The organism is Marinoscillum sp., assembly GCF_965229915.1.
GTDB lineage: Bacteria > Bacteroidota > Bacteroidia > Cytophagales > Cyclobacteriaceae > Marinoscillum.
Genome location: NZ_CBDDJZ010000002.1, coordinates 23568 through 45872, shown reverse-complemented (window position 1 = coordinate 45872; position 22305 = coordinate 23568). Strand labels below are relative to the sequence as shown.

At 43.2% G+C, this 22305-nt stretch carries 24 protein-coding genes; 8 read left to right on the top strand and 16 right to left on the bottom strand.

Annotated features, from left to right (window positions below):
• Position 1 precedes the first annotated feature (1 nt).
• The 4 genes from ACO067_RS22240 to ACO067_RS22225 form a co-directional block, all read right to left on the bottom strand.
• Positions 2-1048: a PA0069 family radical SAM protein gene (locus ACO067_RS22240; protein WP_421878495.1), complete on the bottom strand. Its 1047-nt coding sequence runs from the start codon at positions 1046-1048 to the stop codon at positions 2-4.
• A gap of 39 nt (positions 1049-1087) precedes the next feature.
• The gene (locus tag ACO067_RS22235; protein ID WP_421878491.1) at positions 1088-1642 is read right to left on the bottom strand and encodes a rhomboid family intramembrane serine protease; all 555 of its coding nucleotides are present in this window, start codon (positions 1640-1642) and stop codon (positions 1088-1090) included.
• A gap of 70 nt (positions 1643-1712) precedes the next feature.
• Positions 1713-2177, bottom strand: a complete 465-nt coding sequence (locus ACO067_RS22230; protein WP_421878488.1) for a hypothetical protein — start codon at positions 2175-2177, stop codon at positions 1713-1715.
• A 75-nt stretch (positions 2178-2252) separates the two neighbouring features.
• Entirely contained in the window at positions 2253-3230 is a 978-nt protein-coding gene (locus tag ACO067_RS22225; RefSeq protein ID WP_421878485.1) for an endonuclease/exonuclease/phosphatase family protein, read from the bottom strand.
• A 54-nt stretch (positions 3231-3284) separates the two neighbouring features.
• On the opposite strand from ACO067_RS22225, the gene ACO067_RS22220 reads away from it, so the two are divergent.
• Positions 3285-3599 carry an Hpt domain-containing protein gene (locus ACO067_RS22220; protein ID WP_421878481.1) on the top strand — a complete coding sequence of 105 codons (315 nt, stop codon included), beginning with the start codon at positions 3285-3287 and terminating at the stop codon, positions 3597-3599.
• Here the strand turns inward: ACO067_RS22220 and ACO067_RS22215 are convergent.
• The 7 genes from ACO067_RS22215 to ACO067_RS22185 all read right to left on the bottom strand — a co-directional run bounded on the left by ACO067_RS22215 (position 3596) and on the right by ACO067_RS22185 (position 12066).
• On the bottom strand, positions 3596-4225 hold the full coding sequence (locus tag ACO067_RS22215; RefSeq protein WP_421878478.1) for a SanA/YdcF family protein: 630 nt from the start codon (positions 4223-4225) through the stop codon (positions 3596-3598). The genes ACO067_RS22220 and ACO067_RS22215 overlap by 4 nt on opposite strands.
• Positions 4226-4252: 27 nt before the next feature.
• Positions 4253-6892: a DNA gyrase/topoisomerase IV subunit A gene (locus ACO067_RS22210; protein WP_421878476.1), complete on the bottom strand. Its 2640-nt coding sequence runs from the start codon at positions 6890-6892 to the stop codon at positions 4253-4255.
• A 7-nt stretch (positions 6893-6899) separates the two neighbouring features.
• Complete coding sequence (locus tag ACO067_RS22205; protein ID WP_421878473.1) at positions 6900-7397, bottom strand: hypothetical protein; 498 nt, start codon at positions 7395-7397, stop codon at positions 6900-6902.
• Entirely contained in the window at positions 7394-8377 is a 984-nt protein-coding gene (locus tag ACO067_RS22200) for a DUF1028 domain-containing protein (RefSeq protein ID WP_421878470.1), read from the bottom strand. Before ACO067_RS22200 ends, ACO067_RS22205 begins: the two co-directional genes overlap by 4 nt.
• A complete protein-coding gene (locus ACO067_RS22195) occupies positions 8377-9594 on the bottom strand; it encodes an alpha/beta hydrolase family protein (RefSeq protein WP_421878467.1) in 1218 nt (405 codons plus the stop codon). The genes ACO067_RS22200 and ACO067_RS22195 overlap by 1 nt, the downstream gene beginning before the upstream one ends.
• Before the next feature lie 17 nt (positions 9595-9611).
• A complete protein-coding gene (locus tag ACO067_RS22190; protein WP_421878464.1) occupies positions 9612-11492 on the bottom strand; it encodes a DNA topoisomerase IV subunit B in 1881 nt (626 codons plus the stop codon).
• 151 nt (positions 11493-11643) lie between these two features.
• A complete protein-coding gene (locus tag ACO067_RS22185) occupies positions 11644-12066 on the bottom strand; it encodes a hypothetical protein (RefSeq protein ID WP_421878461.1) in 423 nt (140 codons plus the stop codon).
• Positions 12067-12475: 409 nt separating this feature from the next.
• On the opposite strand from ACO067_RS22185, the gene ACO067_RS22180 reads away from it, so the two are divergent.
• The 6 genes from ACO067_RS22180 (at position 12476) to ACO067_RS22155 (ending at position 16205) form a co-directional block, all read left to right on the top strand.
• Positions 12476-12958 (top strand): RNA polymerase sigma factor, encoded by a 483-nt coding sequence (locus tag ACO067_RS22180; protein WP_421878458.1) that lies wholly within the window; start codon positions 12476-12478, stop codon positions 12956-12958.
• Positions 12951-13559 carry a hypothetical protein gene (locus ACO067_RS22175; protein WP_421878455.1) on the top strand — a complete coding sequence of 203 codons (609 nt, stop codon included), beginning with the start codon at positions 12951-12953 and terminating at the stop codon, positions 13557-13559. The genes ACO067_RS22180 and ACO067_RS22175 overlap by 8 nt, the downstream gene beginning before the upstream one ends.
• A gap of 59 nt (positions 13560-13618) precedes the next feature.
• The gene (locus ACO067_RS22170) at positions 13619-14845 is read left to right on the top strand and encodes a sterol desaturase family protein (RefSeq protein WP_421878452.1); all 1227 of its coding nucleotides are present in this window, start codon (positions 13619-13621) and stop codon (positions 14843-14845) included.
• A gap of 18 nt (positions 14846-14863) precedes the next feature.
• Positions 14864-15226 (top strand): hypothetical protein, encoded by a 363-nt coding sequence (locus ACO067_RS22165; RefSeq protein ID WP_421878448.1) that lies wholly within the window; start codon positions 14864-14866, stop codon positions 15224-15226.
• Between the two features lie 287 nt (positions 15227-15513).
• Positions 15514-15636, top strand: coding sequence for a hypothetical protein (locus tag ACO067_RS22160; protein ID WP_421878445.1), 123 nt, complete (start codon positions 15514-15516; stop codon positions 15634-15636).
• 266 nt (positions 15637-15902) lie between these two features.
• A complete protein-coding gene (locus tag ACO067_RS22155; RefSeq protein ID WP_421878442.1) occupies positions 15903-16205 on the top strand; it encodes a GIY-YIG nuclease family protein in 303 nt (100 codons plus the stop codon).
• 186 nt (positions 16206-16391) lie between these two features.
• On the opposite strand, the gene ACO067_RS22150 is transcribed toward ACO067_RS22155, so the two are convergent.
• Together ACO067_RS22150 and ACO067_RS22145 are read right to left on the bottom strand one after the other, a co-directional pair.
• Entirely contained in the window at positions 16392-16916 is a 525-nt protein-coding gene (locus ACO067_RS22150; RefSeq protein WP_421878439.1) for an adenine phosphoribosyltransferase, read from the bottom strand.
• Positions 16917-18152 (bottom strand): ABC transporter permease, encoded by a 1236-nt coding sequence (locus tag ACO067_RS22145; RefSeq protein WP_421878436.1) that lies wholly within the window; start codon positions 18150-18152, stop codon positions 16917-16919.
• A gap of 83 nt (positions 18153-18235) precedes the next feature.
• On the opposite strand from ACO067_RS22145, the gene ACO067_RS22140 reads away from it, so the two are divergent.
• Positions 18236-19492: an asparagine synthetase B gene (locus tag ACO067_RS22140; protein ID WP_421878433.1), complete on the top strand. Its 1257-nt coding sequence runs from the start codon at positions 18236-18238 to the stop codon at positions 19490-19492.
• 74 nt (positions 19493-19566) lie between these two features.
• On the opposite strand, the gene ACO067_RS22135 is transcribed toward ACO067_RS22140, so the two are convergent.
• From ACO067_RS22135 to ACO067_RS22125, 3 genes are read right to left on the bottom strand one after another with little or no spacing between them, the layout of a single operon-like run.
• Complete coding sequence (locus tag ACO067_RS22135; RefSeq protein ID WP_421878429.1) at positions 19567-19776, bottom strand: hypothetical protein; 210 nt, start codon at positions 19774-19776, stop codon at positions 19567-19569.
• A gap of 52 nt (positions 19777-19828) precedes the next feature.
• A complete protein-coding gene (locus ACO067_RS22130; RefSeq protein WP_421878426.1) occupies positions 19829-20428 on the bottom strand; it encodes a tRNA-(ms[2]io[6]A)-hydroxylase in 600 nt (199 codons plus the stop codon).
• Between the two features lie 2 nt (positions 20429-20430).
• Positions 20431-22299, bottom strand: a complete 1869-nt coding sequence (locus ACO067_RS22125) for a putative porin (RefSeq protein ID WP_421878422.1) — start codon at positions 22297-22299, stop codon at positions 20431-20433.
• Positions 22300-22305: the final 6 nt, after the last annotated feature.

Here is a 22305-nt window from a genome sequence, read left to right as displayed (position 1 = left end):
TTCAATCAAACAACGTGGGATTACCGCCTCTGCGAAAGGCTTTTAGATTATAGGGAGGCATTTGTCGGGTTGAGGCAAAGTGTCGCTTTTTCGATTTAGCAAAAAGCTGGGTAATGATCTCTGCCAAATGTCCCTCTCCTTTGAGTCTCCTTTGCCAGTTCGTATCATTTGGTTTTCCTCCATGAAGATCTCGTACCTGGTTCATGACTTTGCTGGCTCGCTCAGGATAGGCATGTCCGAGCCATTTTTCGAATATTTCGGCAATCTGACCATTGAGACGAACCACGGTAAAGCCCGCATCCACGGCACCAGCCTCAGCACTTGACTTGAGTACTTCTGGGATTTCGCTGTGATTTAATCCGGGGATGATGGGTGCCATCATAACCCCAACAGGAACACCCGCATTCGTGAGCTCGGTCACTGCCCTGAGTCGATTGATGCTTGTACTAGTACGAGGCTCCATCAGTGCTCTCAGCTCTTCGTTTAAGGTGGTAATACTCAGATAAACATGGACCAATTCATGCTTGGCCAATTCAGATAACAAGTCCAAATCCCGCAGTATTAAGGCATTTTTAGTGATGACGCTTACGGGATTTCGGTACTTGAGAGCCACACTCAAAAGCGAACGGGTTAGTTTGAATTTCCGCTCTATTGGCTGATAGCAATCCGTATTTCCAGATAACATGATGGGTTGCACCTTCCACTTCGGACTGCTCAACTGCTTATCAAGAAGGCTGGCTACCTCCTTTTTTACGATGATCTTACTCTCAAAATCCAAACCAGCACTGAAGCCCCAGTACGTGTGTGAGTTACGCGCATAGCAGTACGAACAGCCATGTTCACACCCCTGATAGGGATTGATCGAATAGTCCCATTTCAAGTCGGGGCTCTTGTTCTTACTCAGAGCAGATTTGGGCGATTCATAAAAAAGCTGTGTGTTCGGACGTTCACCACCAGTGTGCTCATCTATACCCTCCTGATGTACGATCCCGATACTGTTTTTTACAAATGGATTATCCGGGTTGTGTTGAGCACCTTTACCTTTCATCAGGTAAATATACTAAATTTTTTAGTATTACTAATTATATTAGCTATACACTTTACGCACCCGACTCATGCCAAAGGCGGCGCCCATTCCTACTATAAACCCCATCAGATGTGACTCCCAGCTGATATAGCCATCTTGTGGTAAGATGCCGTAGATCAGCCCACCATAAGCCACAAGTACGATCAGCGAAATGATAATAGAACGTATCTGTCGTCTGAAGATGCCAAAAAATATGAGAAAGCTTGCCAATGCATACACCAACCCACTGGCCCCTATGTGATAAAAGTCCGGCCGGCCAAAAAACCAGACAAGCAGGTTAGTAAGAAAATAGCATTGTAGAAATACCTGCGGTGCAATCCGATCATAAAACAAGTAAATAGCAGCTCCTAAGAACATCACAGGAAAAGTGTTGGATACCAAATGCGGGATGGTTCCATGGATCAAAGGTGCGGTTAGTATACCAATTGCTCCCTTTAATGAAAGTGGCTTGATCCCTAAAAAACCCAAATCCACATGCATGTAAAGGTGGATGCTGTAAAACAACCACATGAGAAATACCAGTCTCAATGGAGGTATAATGCTACTTCGATACATCGGTGTAAAATAAAAAACCCTGACACTTTAGGTCAGGGTTTTGTCTATATAAATTCTTCTTTAGTGCTTTTTACTTGTCAGGATCATTGATCATGCGCAGCTCTATCAGCTTGGATTCTTCGTAGCTTACAGATAAGTAACCCAAAATCCCTCCAGAAGCTTCAGCTATTTTCTTAGCCAGGTCTTTTAAAGATGCGTAAAGCTTGGCAGCAAAGTTCTTATCCACTTTAGGTAAGATAAAGTTGAGCTTACGCAATTCCGATGTGATTACTTTATTACGCTCTTCAGCATCTTGCGGCAATTCATCGATCATTTTATTGAATTTCTCTTCAAATGACTGTCCTACCAACTTGTAATAATCTACTAGCTGTTCACGAGCTCTTCCTTGCTTACTATGAGCTACTTCTACAGCCTCTTTTCTCTCTGTCTTATCGATGTTTCCATCGGCACCAGCGATCAATATAGCTACATGAACGGGTGCGTTGATCAACACCTCTACCTCATCCTCTCTGAGATTTTCGAATTCTTTAATCATTGTTATTGATTTTGGAAAGTGGCTCGAAATTAGTAAATATTCGGGGTTTTAGACAATTGATTTTACATCAAAATACTATCTAAGTACAAACTTAGATAAGACCGGCAGGTGATCTGATATTTCTCCTGCCTCCTGAATGACATTGGACTCAACCACCTGAAGGTATTTGGGGTTGTAAAGAAGGTAATCGATCATTTTGGATGGTTCGCTACTAGGAAAGGTAGTAGTCGATTTAGCCTCATAATTCTCCTGAGAAATGGCCGAAGCTATCCCATTCGCCGAAAGGATCATTTCCATCACGTCACTATCATCCAGGTAGTCAGGTTCACTATTGAAGTCACCGATAATCAACACAGGATATCGGTCAGCATATTTTTCAAACAAATCAACCACTACTTTCCCATGCAGCAATCTTGTCTCCTTGTCAAAAGCTTCCAGATGCACATTCATAAGGATCACTTCAGTACTATCTAAGCGTAACTTAACGATCTGTATCAACCGATCCAGATAAAAGCGATTGTAGAGGAAACTGGCGTTCAGTGGTTTCTCCAAAGTGATCGTTTCGATCTCCGTCAACTCATATTTTGATAATATCGCCTGACCTGACAACATTCTGCCAAAATGCCTTGAAAACGGCCAATACGGAAATGGAACATAGGTTTTGTCCCAGTTGACAGATCGGTAAGCAGTCGCATACCCCTGAGCCAAACTATCTAGTTGATTATAGCCAAATGATCGATCTGCTGCAAAATCGATTTCCTGAAATCCGATCACATCTGGTGAGTAGGTGTTTAAAAGCGACTGAGTTTTTTGGAGATTATCTTCAAATAATTGCTCGTCCCGATCAATGGGTAAGTTATTGGTCATCCCCGACAAGTAGCCCAGATTAAAAGTCATGACACGAAGTGTATCTTTTGATTTCTTATAGTTGGGATGATACACTATCTTCGAATCCAATTGATCAGAATCTAGCGATCCGGCCGATCCCCAAAAGAAAAATCCGATGAAAGCAACCAAAAGGATAATGGGGAGGTAAATAAAAATTCGCTTCATGCTATGATTAATGATGGACTAAGTTAATTTTAACTAGACAATTCGAACAATCTTATGGATTTTTCTTATTTGAATTCAATCAGCGATGGAGATATGGACTTTGTGCAACAGTTCATATCAACTTTTGAAAACAACACAGCAAATATCGTCACCAACCTTAAAAATGCCTACGAAAAGGATGATTCTGATGGTTTGCAAAAGCTTGCACATCAACTGAAGCCTTCCTTGCAAATGCTGGAAATGCAAACACTTCAGACAGCCATTGATATACAGGATAATGGAAGCTCTGCCACTATGGAACAAATTGAGGCGATAGAAAAAGAATGCCTGGAAGCTGTGGTAGCCATGAAGAAAGAATACGGGCTTTAAATTCCTTCTTCCTCTCCCAGAAATTTGGGTTTTTCGTCAAATACATACAGATCAAAAACAGCTTTGGATCTGGCCAGTATTTCTCTGATTGCTAGCATGTAAGGCAGCTCATCCTTGTTGTCTGCTGAGTAGGCCACTGCATTTAGTCCGTGATAGTTGGCAATGAAAAGAGCGCGGTAGCAGTGAAAATCCTGGGTAATGATCATTAGGTCATCCTGTCCAAAGACCTCTTTGGCTCGAACCACACTGTCCAGTGTCCTAAACCCCGCGTAATCCAATGTAATAGCACCTTCTGGCACACCTAATTCTTTCAGGGCGTTGAGCATGTCACGAGGTTCATTGTAGTAAACCGTGCGGTTATCTCCACTCACTATGATATGCTTGATCACTCCACGGTGAAAAAGCTCAGCAGCCGCCTCCATTCTTTCCTTGAAGTATTTGTTAGTCCCTCCTTCCACAGTTCGCTTGCTCGTACCCAACAAAAGTGCCACCCGCTTTGGTGGCACATCGTTTAGGCTATAATAGATCTGATCCTGCGTGGAAGAGACGATCCAGAAGTTCAGCCCTAGCACTAACAAACCTACAGCGGTGATGACTATTCCTACTATCTTGATGATTCGAATCATTTCTAAGTCAACGGAAAGATCGCTGCATTAGTCTTCTTCTTTCTTCTTACCTCTACCAAACAAATCCATCTGATTGTCTTCCTCTTCCACCTCATGCTTAATGGACTCTTTCAGACTGGTAATGTCAATCTTTTTGTCACTCACATCTGAAGATTCTTTCGGTTCAGGATCAGATTCATCACTGTCAGACTTCACCATAGATGCTTCTTGTACATTCTGAACTGGACACTTATTGCCAATAGCCTTCCAGCCTTTCACATCGATCACTTCGGCCAGGTCCATTTCTTTCGTTTCTTTTTTGCGGCCGTCTTTATAGACCACTTCCACTGTAGTATGGTCAGAGTTGGATGCATAAATGAGTTTGGAGCCTTTCGCCTCTGAGATAAACCCAAATCGCTTATTGGCAGTAGTTGTTTCCACCATGAATCGTTTTACATAGTAGGTTTTATTCTCCCCATCATAGTGAATGGCATTGATTGGCTTGCTGGCTTCAAACTTAGTCAATGATAGAATCTGATTCTGCTCGTATCGATTGGTCAGTTCAAAACTGGTCAGCTCGTAGCTGCCTTCTTTGTAAAACACGATGACCTGATCTTCTGCATTGAAGTTACCAAGATAGGTGCCCCGTTCATCACGGTTCAATCGACCTACGATCTCATCGTACCAGATATCCACACCACCAAGTGTTGACACCCCGGCAGATTTAAGTTGAATTTTGCGGACAGGATACTTCGTGAGGATGTTTCCTCCAGCTCCACGGCCTTTGATCTCGATCTCAGAAAAGTCAAAATCGAATACTTTTTTACGCGCTTTAGAGGATGCCGTCAGATAAACCGTACAGGTCTCTGCCTCACCGTTTGGATTGGCAGTGAAGTAAAGCACTTTAGAGCCTTTCGCTCCTTTGGTCAGGTCATACTCCCGGTCTCTTGTCACAGACAGTACCTGAAAACGCTTGACCATGCTTCGCCCACTTTTAGCATCTACATAAGCCATGTTGTAGACCATGCGTTCATCTCCTTTGTTAAAGACCCCAACATGGATGATATTCTTGCCTACAAACACTTTGTCTTGAATCCGGGTCACCTGACAGATACCATCCCTTCTGAAAACAATAATATCGTCGATATCTGAGCAGTCGCAGACAAACTCATCCTTCTTGATGCCATACCCAATGAAGCCATCTTCCCGATTCACGTAGAGCTTAGCATTGTTAGCTGCCACCACAGTTGCTGCGATCGTCTCAAAGTTGGCAATTTCCGTTTTGCGCTCCTTGCCTTTTCCGTATTTATCAAGGAGCTTTTGATAGTAGGCTATGGCAAACTCAGTGAGATTCGCCAGGTTGTGTTCAGTCTCTTTAAGTTCCTCTTCCAGCTTGCGCATCAACTCGTCCGCCTTGAATGCATCAAACTTCGAAATACGCTTAATCCGAATCTCAGTTAGTCGTACTATGTCATCCGTAGTGATTTCCCTGTAAAAGTCGGGTTTGTAAGGATCCAGGCCTTTATCGATTGTTTCCAACACCGCTTCCCAGGTTTCACATTCTTCAATGTCCCGATAGATTCGGTTTTCAATGAAAATCTTCTCCAAAGAAGAGAAAAGGATCTTCTCCATCAGCTCGGCCTTCTTGATCTCCAACTCTTGCTTGAGCAGATCAACCGTCTGCTCTACAGAGTGATGGAGGATCTCTGAAACTCCTAAAAACTGTGGTTTGTCATCCTTGATGATGCACGCATTGGGCGAAATGGACACTTCACAGTCTGTGAAAGCATATAGCGCATCAATCGTTATATCTGGTGAGGTATTGGGGGCTAATTGTACCTGGATCTCAATGTCCTTAGCGGTATTATCAATTACCTTCTTGATCTTGATCTTGCCCTTATCATTGGCTTTGATGATGGACTCTATAACCGACGTAGTGGTGGTCCCATAGGGAATATCTTTGATCACGAGCGTCTTCGAATCAAGCTCCTCGATCACCGCACGAACACGCACTTTACCACCACGCTTGCCATCATTGTAATCGCTAACATCCACCTTGCCACCAGTCAGGAAGTCGGGATAAAGCTTTACTTTCTTACCTTTTAGGATATTGATGGCTCCCTCAATGATCTCACAGAAGTTGTGCGGGAGCACTTTCGTAGACAGCCCCACCGCGATACCTTCCACTCCCTGAGCAAGCAAGAGTGGAAATTTAACCGGGAATGTAACCGGTTCTTTTTTTCGTCCATCATATGAAAGCTGCCATTCGGTGGTTTGTGGGTTGTACACCACATCCAGGGCAAACTTGGATAGACGTGCCTCGATATATCTTGATGCTGCTGCACTGTCGCCGGTCCGCACATCTCCCCAGTTTCCCTGGGTCTCGATCAAAAGATCTTTTTGCCCAAGATTGACAATGGCATCTCCAATGGAAGCATCACCGTGTGGGTGATATTGCATCGTGCTACCAATAATGTTAGCTACCTTGTTGAATCGGCCATCATCCATTTCCTTCATGGCATGCAGGATTCTTCGCTGTACAGGCTTGAACCCGTCACCCACTGCCGGGACGGCACGTTCTAAAATCACATAAGAGGCATAGTCCAGAAACCAGTTTTCATACATTCCTGACACTGGCGTGGAACCATGCAATTCTTCTTCTTGGCTGATGTTATTCTCCTCGCTCATTTAAAACTCAATTGTTGCTTGGCAAAGCATTGGTTTGCTCCTGCTCTGCCCAAAACTTCTGTTTATATTTCTTAATCAATACTCTAATCTTGTCTAACTCCCCATCCACTTTTGAATAATTGAATGGGTACCAGGCCGATGGTTTACAGTAATAAACACTGTTATCAAATGTCTCAAACTTATAAATGCCATCAAATGAGACCAACTCCACATGCTTGATTCGATCAAAGGAAATAACCAGCTCATTGCTCCCCTCGTCGATGTAGAGGTTTTCATGATCGTAACTGATCTGATAAAAATTGCGGACGAAATCCATAAACGATGGATACCAATACTTCCATATGAAGAATACATAAAGAAGGGTAAATGGTATCGCAATCCAGATACTGGAATTCCGTAAATGAACCAAAGCCTGCATCAACACAAATGCGCCAGCCATCGCTATGACAAACACGCGATACGACTTGAACCATTTGGTCGATAAGGTCTTTTCTCTCCGCTTCATTGTTTCATTATCTGCTTCAAGTCCCCTTCTGAGACGCTCAGCATTCCGTTATCAATCAATCGTGGAGTAAGTTTTTTCCACTTTGGATTCTTACTAAAAACACTTTTGAACATGGGCAGTGCTTCTTTCAGATTACCAACATTTGCCAGATTAATGGCATGCCAGTATTGCATCTCCAGGTTATTGGGAAACATGGTCTCAGCTGACTGGTATAGTTCACCGGCCCTTTCAAAATCACCGGCTTCCACCGCCACATCGCCGGCATTCATATATTCATATGCTTGATGTACTTTCCACAGCCTACGAAGCTCCTGCAATGGATTTTCATGATCATCTACACGTAAATCCACCTTTCGGTCAATCCAACTTTTACCAGTCGGTGTACCAGACACCACTACTAAGGCTGCAGACTGCTTTCCTCTGATATCTCCACCTTCAGTCTGCGCTGCCTCCAGCGCTTTAAGCATTCGCTCCGCCAGAGGCTCTCCCGCCGACCCTTCAAAGGAATCGGCCATAGCTTGCCAGACGGTGTTGTTTTCCATTAGATTGGCTTGCACCGCATAGTAGTCACCCACCACATGGCCTGCTTCTTTGATGTTCTTCGCTCCTGTGTGAGAGGCTGTCTTGCCAGACACATCAATTACGCCTACTTGTCGGTATTCTCTTCCCTCATCGCTTGCTAGCAATGCCTGGAGTGTGGCCTCTGCATCCAACCCCGTTTTCATGAGTTGCAGTCCCTGGGGACCAAACGCCGGATTGGAGAATGACTGAGTGGCTACTGCGCCTACTCCTGATTCTGCCCAGGCTACTACAGTACCTACTGAGAACCAATGAGACTGCACGGCTACACCGATATCTCCAGTAGCCGTATCCATGGCTACAATGGAATAAGTATGAACTAACGGATTTTCTCTATTGTACTGAGCTAGCGCTGCAATACTGAATATGACCAGGCATCCTGTAAATAGTGCTTTTCGCATTATTCTTTCAAGGTTTGAAGTTCTGTGTACAGAGTGAAAACATAAGGTGCAAACCCTGTGTAATGCGTTCCACCCTCTAACGTCGTGAATGTTACTACATCGGCCGAAGCTCCATTGGCAATGAAATGGTCGTACACTTCTACAGAATTCTGGTATGGAACGGTAACATCCGCATCACCATGAAACATATGCATTGGGATTTGAGGCACGAAATCAATAGGGCTATTATCCACCAAAGCATCTACAAGAAAACTGTACTGTTCATCATCTACATTGGCCAAAATATCTGCTTGTAACAAATCAGCAATATTGGTCGTCAGTAAGGAATTGATCTGACCACCTGATTTCGACCCATCAAAATATGACGGGATATTGGTCGCATACGGCTCCTGAAACATGATGTCTAGTGATTGCTCCCAATCATAAGTCACTTTGTAAGCATTGGCTACAAAAGCCAGGAAAAACGGGTTATCATAGGTTTCCAAACCCCAGAAGTATTCCTGAAATGACTTGATGTCATAACCTCCAGAAGACGGGAAGGAAGCCTGTAGTTCATAAAAGTCCATCCCTGACACTTCATAATACTTATGTGCCGTCATGGTCGCATATCCTCCCTGGGAATATCCCGCCAGGTACAGTTCATTATTCAACTCAGCTTCCGCCTCTTCGGCTACTTCTCTCGAGGCATAGATAGCATTCACAATGGAGGTGGCTGTGAGGTCTTCCACATAATATGGATGCATCACGTCAACCGATGAGCCAAATCCGATGAAATCTGGAACTACTACTGTAACACCTGTAGTCGCCAACAGATTGAGGAGTACGATCTGCACATTGGTCTGAGCCAGATTGGTAGGAGCCTCCGCATCCGATGCAATCGTTCCATGCTGAAAGCTGACAGTTGGTACCGGCTTATCAGCGATTGGCACCATCACCATTGCTGAAGCTTCGATAGAATCGCCCTGATAGTCCGTCATGTAAGTGATTCTGCTGACTTCTACGCTGTATTGAGAGGCGTCCAAATCGATGAAAGTACCAACTGGCGTACCACTTAAAAAGCCTTTGATATCACCAGGAGACCAAGTGACGATGGGCTCTACACTTACTAGTGTACTTGGACTAGCGATGGGCTTTTCTGGTCCTGGATCATCCGTACTACATGAACTAAAGCATAAAACCCCGGCAAGTAGTAACAGGGTTGAATAGTAATTTTTCATAGGGTATTGGGTTAATGTTAGATCTCTGCTAATTCAGACTTCTCACCCTCTTTGATGAGATCCTTCTCTACACGCAGCTTATCGATAATAAACTCTTGTCTGTCTGGAGTGTTTTTGCCCATGTAAAACCGCAACAAATCCTTGATTTTAGTCTCTGGCTGTAATATCACTGGCTCCAGTCGGATGTTCTCACCGATGAACCCTCCAAACTCCTCTGGAGATATCTCACCCAAACCTTTGAATCGGGTGATCTCAGGCTTGTTGCCGAGCTTCTGAATGGCGTTGACACGCTCTTCATCCGAATAGCAGTAAATGGTTTCTTTCTTGTTTCTCACTCGGAATAGTGGAGTATCCAGGATATACACATGGTTGTTTCTCACGAGCTCAGGAAAGAACTGCAGAAAATAAGTCAGCATGAGCAATCGAATGTGCATACCATCTACATCGGCATCCGTGGCGATGACTATTTTGCTGTAACGCAATCCTTCCAGTCCATCTTCTATATTCAAAGCATGCTGAAGCAGGTTAAATTCTTCGTTTTCGTAAACCACCTTCTTGGTCTGGCCAAAACAGTTGAACGGCTTTCCACGCAAACTGAAAACTGCCTGAGTCTGCACATCACGTGACTTGGTGATCGAACCGCTGGCACTATCACCCTCTGTGATGAAAATCATGGTACGCTCCTTCACTTCATCATCACCTTTCTTGTCATCCAGGTGAATGCGGCAGTCCCTTAGTTTCTTATTGTGCAGATTGGCTTTTTTAGCTCGTTCGTTTGCAAGCTTTTTGATCCCGGCGATTTCCTTACGCTCTCGCTCCGACTGTAAAATTCTTTTCAGAAGTGCATCTGCCACTTCACTATTCCGGTGAAGGAAATTATCAAGATCCGTCTTAATGAAATCATTGACAAACGTTCGCATGGTTGGCCCCTCTGGAGCTACGTTTTGTGAACCTAGCTTGGTTTTGGTCTGACTTTCAAATACAGGCTCTTGTACTCTCACAGCAATGGCTCCAACAATGGATGCGCGCACATCCGCCGCATCAAAATTCTTACCATAGAAATCTCTGAGCGTTCGCACGATGGATTCTCTCAATGCTGCCAGGTGTGTACCTCCCTGAGTGGTGTGCTGACCATTGACGAAGGAATAATACTCCTCACCATACTGGTTAGCGTGAGTAAGTGCTACCTCGATATCTTCTCCCTTTAGATGGATGATAGGATATCTTATCGCTTCTTCATCGGTCTTTCGCTTCAGCAGATCAAGTAAACCATTTTCCGAATGGTACTTGTTGCCATTGAAATTGATGGTTAGTCCAGCATTGAGGAAAGCATAATTCCAAAGTAGATTATCTAAATACTCAGGGATAAAGTGATAGTTCTTAAATACCGTATCATCCGGCTCAAATGAAATGGCTGTACCATTGCGCTCAGTAGTCTTCGCAATCTTCGCGTCGTTAGTGATCACACCTCTTTCAAATTCCGCTACTTTGGTTTCTCCATCACGGAAAGACTGTACCTTAAAATAAGTACTAAGCGCATTTACTGCCTTGGTACCGACACCATTCAAACCAACGGATTTCTGAAAAGCACCCGAGTCGTATTTACCACCAGTGTTTATTTTACTCACACAATCCACGACCTTACCTAAAGGTATACCTCGTCCATAATCACGCACTTCCACCCGATGGTCCGTCACTTTGATGTTGATGGTTTTACCATGCCCCATCATGTGCTCATCTATACTATTATCGATTACTTCTTTTACCAGAACATAGATACCATCATCATGAGCGGAACCGTCACCGAGCTTACCGATATACATACCAGGCCGCAACCTGATGTGCTCTTTCCAGTCCAGCGATTTAATACTATCTTCCGTGTATTGTACATCTGCCATACGCTTCTAACGAATCAATAAATTGGTTGATTTGAATAAACTCAAATCGAAATTTAGACAAAAAATCAGATTAAAAAAGGAGCATAAAATCACGCTCCCTTGAGCCTATTGTTGAATTAATAAGCCATAAAATGTTGCAAGTCAATCAGTTTTACGACTTCTGCTTGACCACATAGATCAACCCAACTATCCAAGAAAAAATCAAAAAAGGCCCTAAATAGTTGAGGTAAGCAAATCCTGATGGATTGAGGTGGTTAGTATTGTTGATCACTCCTATGAAGCCAACGATAAGCGTCAGATAAATATTGATCACAAAACTGAGACCTCTCACCCAGGCTTTCACCTCTACCTTGGCAATGAACTGTTCAAACAGTTTTTGAAAACCTAGGAAAAACAGGTTGACCACCACAAACACGCCAATTCCAAAATAAAAGAAGTCTTCTTTTCGAACCTGAAAGTCTCCATTGTCAAGTGTTAGATCGGCCATTACTGGTAGGTAGGCATAAACCAGCAATAGAATAGCCAAAAACAAAACCATTGATAGGACTTTCAGGAAATTAACGACTCTAAGCATATTTGTTGGGTGCAGAATTGATTTTGAGTGATACCTCGATTAGCGGTGGCAAAAGTAGGCGATGAAGGGTGAATTATGATAGTTGAAGTGATAAAAATGTGATGCTTGATGAAAGGTGTTTTGTCGGTGAATTGATAATATTATCGGAAGATCGGTGATCAGTATGTCAGTACCGAATAACCGAACACTGAAGTAATTATTTGAAGCCTTGGTTTATGTTCATCCTCCAACTTTCCCCATACCTCCCACTAATCGTGCACCTCTTCGCAAGAGAGGGGCTTGATAGCATTAATGATCTTTAACATATTAAATATTGGGGTGAGGTGGAAATAAGATTATTTTCACCCCCTGTAATTTCCCCGACCTCACATGACACTAACGTCACCGAAAGGCATCAACAACAAATACCTTGACTGAAAAAGACTTTATCAGTAAGATTCAAAATCACTCGGGAATCATTCACAAGATCCTTTATCTGTATGTGGACGATCCGGAGGAAAGCCGTGATCTGAAGCAAGAAATCCAGCTGCAAGCCTGGAAAGCGAAAGACCGGTTTCGGGGCGATAGTCAGTTCAGCACCTGGCTTTACCGAGTGGCGCTGAATACCGTACTGACATACAAACGGAAGAAGAAAGTGGAAACCACAGAAATCAAGGACACTGATTTTGTGAAGGAGCTCCCCAAAGACACTTCCGAACAAGCCGACCTCCTACTCAGAGCAATCAAAGGATTGAATGATATCGATAAGACCATCATCACCCTGCATCTGGAGGATTATGACAACAGTGAGATCGGTGACATCACTGGCTTGACCAAAAATAATGTAGGCGTGAAGCTGCACCGAATAAAGGAACAATTGAAAAAGAAAATAAACGATAGACCCAATGGATGAATTGAAAGAAGCATGGGGTTCTCTCAAGCGTAAAACCGAGGGTTTTACCAACCTCACCGAGGATGAAATCAAGTTCACGGTCAACACCAAATCCAAAGGCATCATCGCCAAACTGCGACGTGGTGTGAAGTACAAACTGGGCTATGCCATCTTCTTCACCATTGCCTTTGCCATCATTATTCCATTTGCTTTTCCGCTGGCCTCACAGATCTTGCTGTGCATTCTACTGATGGCGTATGCGATTGGTGGTATCCTGCTCTATCAAGAGCTTCAGATTTTGAACAAAGGAGTCAACATGGACAATGACATTCTCACAGGTCTCAAACAATACCGGGACCGAATCAAACGAGTGATCCGATACGAAGAGATTGTGGGCCTTACGATGTACCCGATTTCCACATCTGGTGGATTTTTTCTGGGCATGCAATTAGTTGATCGTGAAGCAGTGATTATGGATAAGGCCTGGCATTGGGTTACCTTAATCATTACGGTGTTGCTTTTTACGGTGATTGGTCACTTTGCCGCTAAGAAGATGAATGAAAAGGCTTTTGGGAAGTACCTGGCTCAGTTAGAGGATAATATTGAGATGTTGGAAGGCTAAAACCCATGGGAATCTAATGGTTATTTCAAAATACTCTGCATAACGAGTATATTTGACACATGAACATTAACCCTGTCATTTTATCCATCCCCATTTATTTCCTGTTGATTGGGATCGAACTGATGATTCAGTTCTTCTCCAAGAAGCACATTTACCGGCTAAATGATGCTGTGACTAACATCTCTTGTGGTATTACCCAGCAGGTAACCGGAGCTTTTATTAAAGTTTTTACCATAGCAGCTTTCCTATTTGTATCTGAAAGCTGGGCCATCATGGACATCCCTGTCACCTGGTGGAGTGTGATCTTATTAGTACTCGGTGTAGATTTCTGTTATTACTGGGCGCACCGGATGTCGCATGAAATCAATCTCTTTTGGGGTGGTCATGTAGTACACCACCAGAGTGAAGATTACAACTTCTCTGTTGCATTGAGACAGGGATCATTTCAGGGCATCTGGACGTTTTGGTTTTACATGCCTTTGGCTTTTTTAGGGTTTGACCCGACGATGTTTCTGCTTATCAGTGCGTTAAACACAGTGTATCAGTTTTGGATCCATACAGAAACCATTGGTAAACTGCCTAAACCCATTGAATTCATTTTCAACACACCCTCCCATCACCGAGTACATCATGGTCGGGACCCCAAATACATTGACAAGAACCACGCAGGCTCCTTGATTATCTGGGATAGAATGTTTGGCACCTTTCAGGAAGAAGAAGAGCGCCCGACCTACGGCATCACCAAACCGATTAATACCTGGAATCCCGTTTGGGCCAACCTACAGCACTATGTGGACATGGCTGGACAGTTAAGAGAAACCCCGGGATTCATGAATAAAATGGGGGTCGTTTGGAATAAACCCGGCTGGCGCCCACAGGAACTTGGTGGCTACCAGGCTGCTCCAGAAGTCGACAAGTCCACTTATGCTAAATACAATACCACTCCCGCTTTCAAACTTAGTCTGTACGTGTTGGTACAGTTCATTGCTGTCTTAGGTATTACCAGCTTGTTCTTGTTTACGGCTGATGATTTGCTGATGAATCAAAAGCTTGCTTTTTCTACCCTGATCATCTGGTCAGTTGCCCAGTTTGGTGTTCTGTTTGACAATCAAACACGCTGGGTCAATCTGGAATATATTCGGATTATAGTGGCTGCCATTACAGTAACGCTCCTTTTTGACACCAACTGGATAAGTATGATCTGTGGAGCTTATGCATTGATCTCGACCGGTTGGTTTTTCTATGTGCGGAAAGAAGATCAAAAAGTGGAAGCCGTAAAGGCCTGATGTAATACTTTTGTAGGCATGAGAATTCTTGCTGTTGCTTCCATTTTGTGTGTCGCCTTATGGGGCTGCTATTCTACGCCTACCATCGAAGGCTTTGATAAAGAGCTTTGGAAAACTCCAATTTCATATTGTGATCAGGATAAAATTAACCTGGCAAATGTTCTGGTGGATAACAAAGACAAGCTATTAGGAGAAGGCCAAACTCAAATCAAAAAGTTATTGGGTCAGCCTAGCGAGCACGAGCTATACCGCAGAACAGAGAAGTTCTTTTACTACAACCTCACTCCTGGTGACACCTGCACGAATGTGCCAACCCCCAAACGACTGAGCATCCGGTTTGATGCGCTGGATCGAGCGAAGGAAGTAATGATCATTGAGTAGAAGAAATTCGGGTTTGCTGATTTCCTCATCGTTTTGTCTATGCTTCGACTAAGCTCAGCATGACGAGACATATTTAATCCATCAATCGTCACGTCTGCGAAGGCAGAGGTCACATCAGTAAAATACGTTTTTCTCTTGCCATGTGATGCCTGAATACATAAGAAATACGATTAGATTATTTGGCCAAATGACTTTTGTTTGATAGTGTTTCAGAGCTCCAATTGGATCTCTTTCCAATTTTTTACGTCGGTCATTTTACACTTCATGCGATTCCTGCCTTCGCAGGAATGAAGAAACACAAAAAAAACATCAGCAAACCAGCCGTCACCTCTGCGAAGGCAGAGGTCACATCATTAAAATATGTCTTTCTCTTGCCATGTGATGCCTGCATTCGTAAGTATGAAGATTAGATTATGTGGCCAAATAACTTTTGTTTGATAGTGTTTCGGAGCTCCAATTGGATCTCTTTCCAATTTTTTACGTCGGTCATTTTACACTTCATGCGATTCCTGCCTTCGCAGGAATGACGAAACACAAAAAAAACATCAGCAAACCAGCCGTCACCTCTGCGAAGGCAGATCACATCGGTAAAATATATCTTTCTCTTGCCATGTGATGCCTGAATACATAAGAAATACGATTAGATTATTTGGCCAAATAACTTTAAATTCATTAAATGACAGGTAAAGGCGGGTACGTTTACATAGTTACCAACAAATATCGAACAACTCTTTACATAGGTGTAACCGCAAATTTATATACACGTGCCTATGAGCATAAAATCAGAGAAGGATCCGGATTTACACAAAAATATCAATGTCACGATCTAGTATATTTTGAATTCCATAATCACATAGAATCTGCTATTATCCGGGAAAAACAGCTCAAAAAATGGAAAAGAGCTTGGAAAGATCGTTTGATAATTGAATTCAACCCGACTTGGAAGGACTTGTTTGAAAGTGTTTCAGAGCTCCAATAGTAGCTCTTTCCAATTTTTTCTGTCGGTCATTTTACACTTCATGCGATTCCTGCCTTCACAGGAATGACGAAACACAAAAAAAATCAGCAAACCAGCCGTCACCTCGGCGAAGGCAGAGGTCACATTGAGATAAGGATTTGGACAGCACAATGAAAAACCGTCATTCGGCGGTCATAGCGATACCATTCAAAACCTCACCAATGAGTGCACATCCTTCCCATCCAGTTTCCCCGATCCATTCAGGAAACCAAGTTCTACCAGAAAAGAATAACCGACTACCTCTCCACCTATCTTCTCGATTAGCTCACAGGCAGCCTTAGCTGTGCCTCCAGTCGCCAACAAGTCATCATGGATCAACACCTTTTGTCCTTGCTTGATCGCATCGGTATGGATTTCAATCTCTGCAGAACCATACTCCAAATCATATGAATGCTTAATGGTCTTGTACGGCAACTTACCAGCTTTTCTTACTGGAATAAAAGGCACATGCAACTGCTGAGCCAGTTGTAAACCATAGATAAATCCCCTGGACTCAATACCTATTACAGCTTGAACACCTTTGGCAGACCAATAATCGTAAAAGGCTTTGCTGACCTCCAGACTAAGTTCTGGATCAGCTAGCACTGGTGTAATGTCTTTAAACAAAATGCCTGGCTTGGGGAAGTCAGGCACATCGCGTATCGTTTTGGTTAATTTCTCTGCAATATTCATTTATTCAAATCGTAACGAGTCAATAGGATCCAGTTTGGAAGCTTTGTAAGCTGGTAAATATCCAGAAACCAACCCAACAATCATACCCACAGTAACTCCAAACAATATCCAAACCCAGGGAATCACAAAACCTGAATCTGAAATAGCAATTGACGTGAGGTTGCCTATGCCGATTCCTAGTATGATCCCACCAAAACCACCCATTTGGGTGATCACAATGGCTTCAATCAAAAACTGCTGTCTGATTTTCAATGGGGTGGCTCCCAATGCTTTTCGCACACCTATTTCACGCGTACGTTCGGTTACTGACACCAGCATGATATTCATCAAACCAATAGACGCTCCCAAAAGTGTGATAAATCCGATGGTGAATCCACCAATCCGAAGATATCCGGTAATCTCACCTAGTCGTTCAGCCAGCGATTGATTGACCTGTATTTCAAAAGAATCTTCTTCTTTTACAGGATCTCTTCTTATCGCACGCATCAGGCCTGTAGCCAGACCTACAGCAGCATCCATATTATTGGGGTCATTTACAGCGACTGTTGCCTCATAGTTAAGCTGTCTGCCAGCTGCCAGTTTACGCGCCGTGACCATCGGCACCAGACACATTCGATCTGCACTACCATTTCCACTAGCTCCACCTTGAGGTTCCAACACACCAATTACTTTAAACTTAGACCCCATGAACTTGATGTTCTTATTGATCGGATCTTCGCCCTTTTCAAATAGTGCATCTTTGATCTCCCGACCAATGATCACCACCATCGCACCATTGTCTACCTCTGTCCTGGAAAAAGACCTACCTTCTTTCACATCATATCCTTCCACCAACAGGTAATCATAATCTCCTCCCTGCACTCTGGTATTAGGGTTGGTCTTTTTAGATCCACGCTTAGCCTCGGCAATACCTGTCACCCAGGCATTAACTGCCACAGTACCCGCGTCGAACTTATCCTTAAACCTTACCAGGTCATCATATTTTAGTGGGGGAAACACCTTTGCACTGCGACCATCTCTACTTCCTCTGTTGCTTCGTTTACTCTCCACATCAAAGGTATTGGCACCAAGATTTGAAAAACTGTCGTTAATAGACGTTTGAATGCCTTCTATGGCCGTCAGGATTCCAACCAAAGAGGTGATACCGATCGCTATAATGGCCGCCGTAAGAATGGTTCGCAGCTTGTTAGCTTTCACTGAGTTGATTCCTTCTTTGATGTTTTCTCTAAGATTCATTAGGTTGCCTTTGTTGTTGGTGAAGTTAAGTAGAACTATGCGTTTAGCTAATGCGTTGGGTTAATAAAATTAGACATTCAAATATGCGAAAACTCTTTTTGATACTAATCATATTCATTTCATTGAAGGCGCATTCAGCTTATTTGCTGATACCGATGGATGAAACTCAAACCAACCACCTTAAAGCATACGGAATTACGTACTGGATGTTGACCCAGGATGTTCCTGCCGATTGGTTATTGAATTATCGTGGCGGAAGTTTTATGGTCAAATACCTTCAACGGATAGAAAATGAATGTGTGATTCGCAATGTTTCTTATGAGGTAATATCAGATGCTCAGGCCAATGGAATTCTCAACGAAATTGCCAGTCCAGCCTCCAATATGGACGTAATGAAATTGGAAAAGTATCCGAAAATTGCCGTGTACTCACCTAAAAGCAAGCAACCATGGGATGATGCGGTGACATTGGTACTTACCTATGCAGAGATTCCCTACGATGTGATTTTCGATGATGAAATCATGTACAATGAACTACCAAAGTACGACTGGCTACACCTCCATCATGAGGATTTCACAGGTCAGTACGGCAAGTTTTATCGAACCTACCAGCACTTTCCCTGGTATCAGCAGCAGCAACGCGAATACGAAGAATCTGCCAAAAAACATGGTTTCTCCAAAGTCTCACACCTCAAGCTGGCAGTAGTCAAAAAGATAAAATCCTATGTAGCCAGTGGTGGATTTTTGTTTGCCATGTGCTCGGCTACAGACACTTATGACATTGCACTATCTGCGGAAGGTCTCGACATAGTTGAATCGATGTATGATGGTGACCCAGCCGATCCCAATGCTCAATCAAAATTAGATTACAGTGAAACGTTCGCTTTTGAGAACTTCACCATTGAGAGAAATCCATTCGAATACGAGTATTCCAACATTGACATGCAAGCAAGAGAAAGAGGTTTGAGACAGGAAAATGACTTTTTCTCCTTGTTTCAGTTTTCAGCCAAATGGGATCCCATCCCAACCATGCTCACACAGAATCATCAAACCACCATTAAAGGATTTATGGGTCAAACGACTTCTTTCAGAAAGTCGTTGATCAAATCGGATGTGGTCATCATGGGAGAAAACCGATCCATCGGTGAAGCACGTTACATTCACGGAGTTTTGGGTAAGGGGTTTTGGACATTCTATGGCGGTCATGATCCAGAAGATTACCAGCACTTTGTGAACGAACAGCCTACAGATCTCAACCTACATCCAAACTCACCGGGTTATCGGTTGATTTTGAACAACATTCTTTTCCCTGCAGCTAAGAAGAAGAAACAGAAAACTTGATTCAATAGGCAGTTGGCAAACGGCAATAGGCAATTGGTAATTGACGTATTGCATATGCTTGCATATGCTTACTGTTATTTACTTTCACAAGAATCCAATTGTTGACGAAGCTGAGCCACTTCACTAAGGGCATTGGCCAATTGATCAACTTTTAATTGATACATTTGATTAACTACGGTCACTTGCCTCTCAGATTCTGCCGAGCGAATTTGTGCTAGTACAACGAAAAAAAATGCAACCAAACCAAGTATGGTCAGAATAATTGCCTTTACTTTATTTTTCATTTTATGTAGATTATCATTTTTATCTAGCTTCTAGTTTCTGACCTCTAACAGGTCAATGCATTCGGTCACCCCTAACCTCCAGATTTTTGATGATTTCGGCTTCAGCTTTCAGAAATTCGGCCCATCGATCCCGCACGTATTCCTCACCCATGTAAGATTTGGCCAGGTCGAGGAAGTTGTGGTAGTGTCCTGCTTCTGAGACCATAAGCTCATAGTAGAAAGTAGATAACTCCTCATCTTCGATGTTTTTCCAGAGAATTTTGAACCGCTCACAGCTTCTTGCCTCGATTAACGCATTCATAAGCAACTTCTCCACGAGTTGCTGCTCGCGGCTTCCACCCTTTTTCAAAATGCCATTGAGCGCGCTTACATATTCATCCTTGCGCTTCTTGCCTAGAGCATAACCGCGCTTGTTCAGCTGCTCTATGACACGCTCAAAATGAGCCCACTCTTCAGCAACTACGGGTGTTAACATGTCTACCAGCTCTTTCCGCTCTGGATAAGACACGATCAATGAGATGCATGAAGAAGCAGCTTTCTGTTCGCAATAAGCATGATCTACCAGGATATCTTCAATGTTCATCTCTGCGACATTGATCCATCGCGGATCGGTGGGTAAATTGAGACCTAAAGTTGTCTTTTGCTCATCCATAATCAATCATAAAATAACCAACGAGCTCCAAAATCGATGGTCTGACGAATTCCTGGATAGTAAGGTGTTACAAAATAGCCACTATCCTGCTGCTGGTTGATATTGGTCATCTTTACGAAAGCAGACAGGTTATTCACCTGCATGTTAACAAAGAAGTCAATCGTGTAAAACTCATCAATTGGGAATTCGTCCTGTATGTAAAACTGTTGGATTTCAGGCGCATAACCCAAGCCGTAATAACGTGTTTTGGCATGGATATCAAATCCTATCTGCACGCCCATGGTATTTTTAAACCATAACCCTCTCCAGTAAAGCTTCCCATTGTAGAACAGGTCGGGAATGCGCACATAGTCCGCTCCATCACCTGCGAGTGTCGTATAATACACTTCATTTTCAAACAGAAACGCCTCATTGAATTCCTTATTGGTAGTGAGTTTCAGATCAAAATCTCCACCTAATGAAGTCAACACGGCAATGTCTGAACTTTGTCTTGCAGTCTGCGTCTGATCAAAATAGGTAAATTGATCCATGGTCATGATGCGTCCCTGTGGACGAACCTTCAAAAAACCTAAATCGAGTTTAATACCACCCTGTATCTCATTGGCAAACATTGAGTTAAAGCTCTGATACCACTCATGGTGATTGCCAAAATAAGACTCCGTGATGAATGATGGTTTGGATCTGATCGACTTATAAGAAGCAAAGATCAAGTCTGAGTTGAGCTGTCCGTGGAGTAAATACTCACCGCTTTGCAAAAACTCTGCTTTGGCTTCTACATTGAACTTATCACGCCAATCGAACCGGGTGTAACCTCCTAAAAACATCTCGCCAAATTGGTCTGTTGGGTCATGATATAAATTGTCAAAATCAATATCCCGCCGCTTTAGGTAAAGCCGATAAAACAAATTAGCCAAATCTCCTTTGATTCCTATTTCATTGCGAATTTCGGTCCAGTTAAACCGCTCGTAAGTACTGTCCGGAGCGATCAAAAACTGGTTATAAAAATCAGTGTAAGAATTGTATGAACCAGTGGCTCCAACAGCGAAATCTTTGTAGGAAGCATTGTGCGAAATGAAGTCAGCCTCGTGATAAAACTGCAACTGCTTTTGCCAGGCATACTGATGGTATAAGTGGAGATTGAGCCGCTTGTCATTGGAGATCGCATCTCGCAGTTGTATATCCGCATCTGCATATAGGAATAGTTGGTCAGCGGTAGCGTTAGGCAGATCTTCCACATAGATACCACCAGTCTCTTCGATATCAAACCCCATATTCACCAGATTAAACATCGCAGAATACGGCTTCTCAGGATGCTGGTAATAGGTATACAAGTCCACCACGGTGCCCACCACATTTCTGTCTTGAGCTCCGCTTTTACCTATTTGCTTATCTGAAGTAATCCGATAGATGTCAAATCCAAAATTCCAGTTTGGGTTGATGTTTCGACTAAATTTAAAATCCACCACCGAGCGACCATTTCCTGCAAATACCACTTTCAGGTCCATATAAGGAGACTTAGTATCAAAGTATTGGAGCTGAGACGGGCTGGTGAGGTAATTGTCATAGGCCGATAATCCAGAAGTACGCCCTATCTGAGATGGTACGGGATAAAAAATAGGGAACATCGCCGTTCCATTGTTACCCAGGTTCTGAAAATTACGATCTTGAAGATCCAGTTCTGAATACTTTTCCAGGTTGTAAAGTGTAGTGTCCGGATGACGTTCTTTTTCTACATTGTTTTTAATGTCTTCTTGCAGAATTATCTCGGTGGTACCGGCATTATATACCAGCTGAGTGGAATCGTCGGTAATTTGGGCTGCGACTGTCCACCCCATCACTCCTAAAGTCAACAAAAGGATAATTCTCTTCACGCGGCA

What these genes read in the sequence shown, in the direction of transcription:
- ACO067_RS22240 (WP_421878495.1), bottom strand. Translation starts at nt 1,048, where the DNA reads ATGAAAGGTAAAGGTGCTCAACACAACCCGGATAATCCATTTGTAAAA.
- ACO067_RS22235 (WP_421878491.1), bottom strand. Translation starts at nt 1,642, where the DNA reads ATGTATCGAAGTAGCATTATACCTCCATTGAGACTGGTATTTCTCATG.
- ACO067_RS22230 (WP_421878488.1), bottom strand. Translation starts at nt 2,177, where the DNA reads ATGATTAAAGAATTCGAAAATCTCAGAGAGGATGAGGTAGAGGTGTTG.
- ACO067_RS22225 (WP_421878485.1), bottom strand. Translation starts at nt 3,230, where the DNA reads ATGAAGCGAATTTTTATTTACCTCCCCATTATCCTTTTGGTTGCTTTC.
- ACO067_RS22220 (WP_421878481.1), top strand. Translation starts at nt 3,285, where the DNA reads ATGGATTTTTCTTATTTGAATTCAATCAGCGATGGAGATATGGACTTT.
- ACO067_RS22215 (WP_421878478.1), bottom strand. Translation starts at nt 4,225, where the DNA reads ATGATTCGAATCATCAAGATAGTAGGAATAGTCATCACCGCTGTAGGT.
- ACO067_RS22210 (WP_421878476.1), bottom strand. Translation starts at nt 6,892, where the DNA reads ATGAGCGAGGAGAATAACATCAGCCAAGAAGAAGAATTGCATGGTTCC.
- ACO067_RS22205 (WP_421878473.1), bottom strand. Translation starts at nt 7,397, where the DNA reads ATGAAGCGGAGAGAAAAGACCTTATCGACCAAATGGTTCAAGTCGTAT.
- ACO067_RS22200 (WP_421878470.1), bottom strand. Translation starts at nt 8,377, where the DNA reads ATGCGAAAAGCACTATTTACAGGATGCCTGGTCATATTCAGTATTGCA.
- ACO067_RS22195 (WP_421878467.1), bottom strand. Translation starts at nt 9,594, where the DNA reads ATGAAAAATTACTATTCAACCCTGTTACTACTTGCCGGGGTTTTATGC.
- ACO067_RS22190 (WP_421878464.1), bottom strand. Translation starts at nt 11,492, where the DNA reads ATGGCAGATGTACAATACACGGAAGATAGTATTAAATCGCTGGACTGG.
- ACO067_RS22185 (WP_421878461.1), bottom strand. Translation starts at nt 12,066, where the DNA reads ATGCTTAGAGTCGTTAATTTCCTGAAAGTCCTATCAATGGTTTTGTTT.
- ACO067_RS22175 (WP_421878455.1), top strand. Translation starts at nt 12,951, where the DNA reads ATGGATGAATTGAAAGAAGCATGGGGTTCTCTCAAGCGTAAAACCGAG.
- ACO067_RS22170 (WP_421878452.1), top strand. Translation starts at nt 13,619, where the DNA reads ATGAACATTAACCCTGTCATTTTATCCATCCCCATTTATTTCCTGTTG.
- ACO067_RS22165 (WP_421878448.1), top strand. Translation starts at nt 14,864, where the DNA reads ATGAGAATTCTTGCTGTTGCTTCCATTTTGTGTGTCGCCTTATGGGGC.
- ACO067_RS22160 (WP_421878445.1), top strand. Translation starts at nt 15,514, where the DNA reads ATGAAGAAACACAAAAAAAACATCAGCAAACCAGCCGTCACCTCTGCG.
- ACO067_RS22155 (WP_421878442.1), top strand. Translation starts at nt 15,903, where the DNA reads ATGACAGGTAAAGGCGGGTACGTTTACATAGTTACCAACAAATATCGA.
- ACO067_RS22150 (WP_421878439.1), bottom strand. Translation starts at nt 16,916, where the DNA reads ATGAATATTGCAGAGAAATTAACCAAAACGATACGCGATGTGCCTGAC.
- ACO067_RS22145 (WP_421878436.1), bottom strand. Translation starts at nt 18,152, where the DNA reads ATGAATCTTAGAGAAAACATCAAAGAAGGAATCAACTCAGTGAAAGCT.
- ACO067_RS22140 (WP_421878433.1), top strand. Translation starts at nt 18,236, where the DNA reads ATGCGAAAACTCTTTTTGATACTAATCATATTCATTTCATTGAAGGCG.
- ACO067_RS22135 (WP_421878429.1), bottom strand. Translation starts at nt 19,776, where the DNA reads ATGAAAAATAAAGTAAAGGCAATTATTCTGACCATACTTGGTTTGGTT.
- ACO067_RS22130 (WP_421878426.1), bottom strand. Translation starts at nt 20,428, where the DNA reads ATGGATGAGCAAAAGACAACTTTAGGTCTCAATTTACCCACCGATCCG.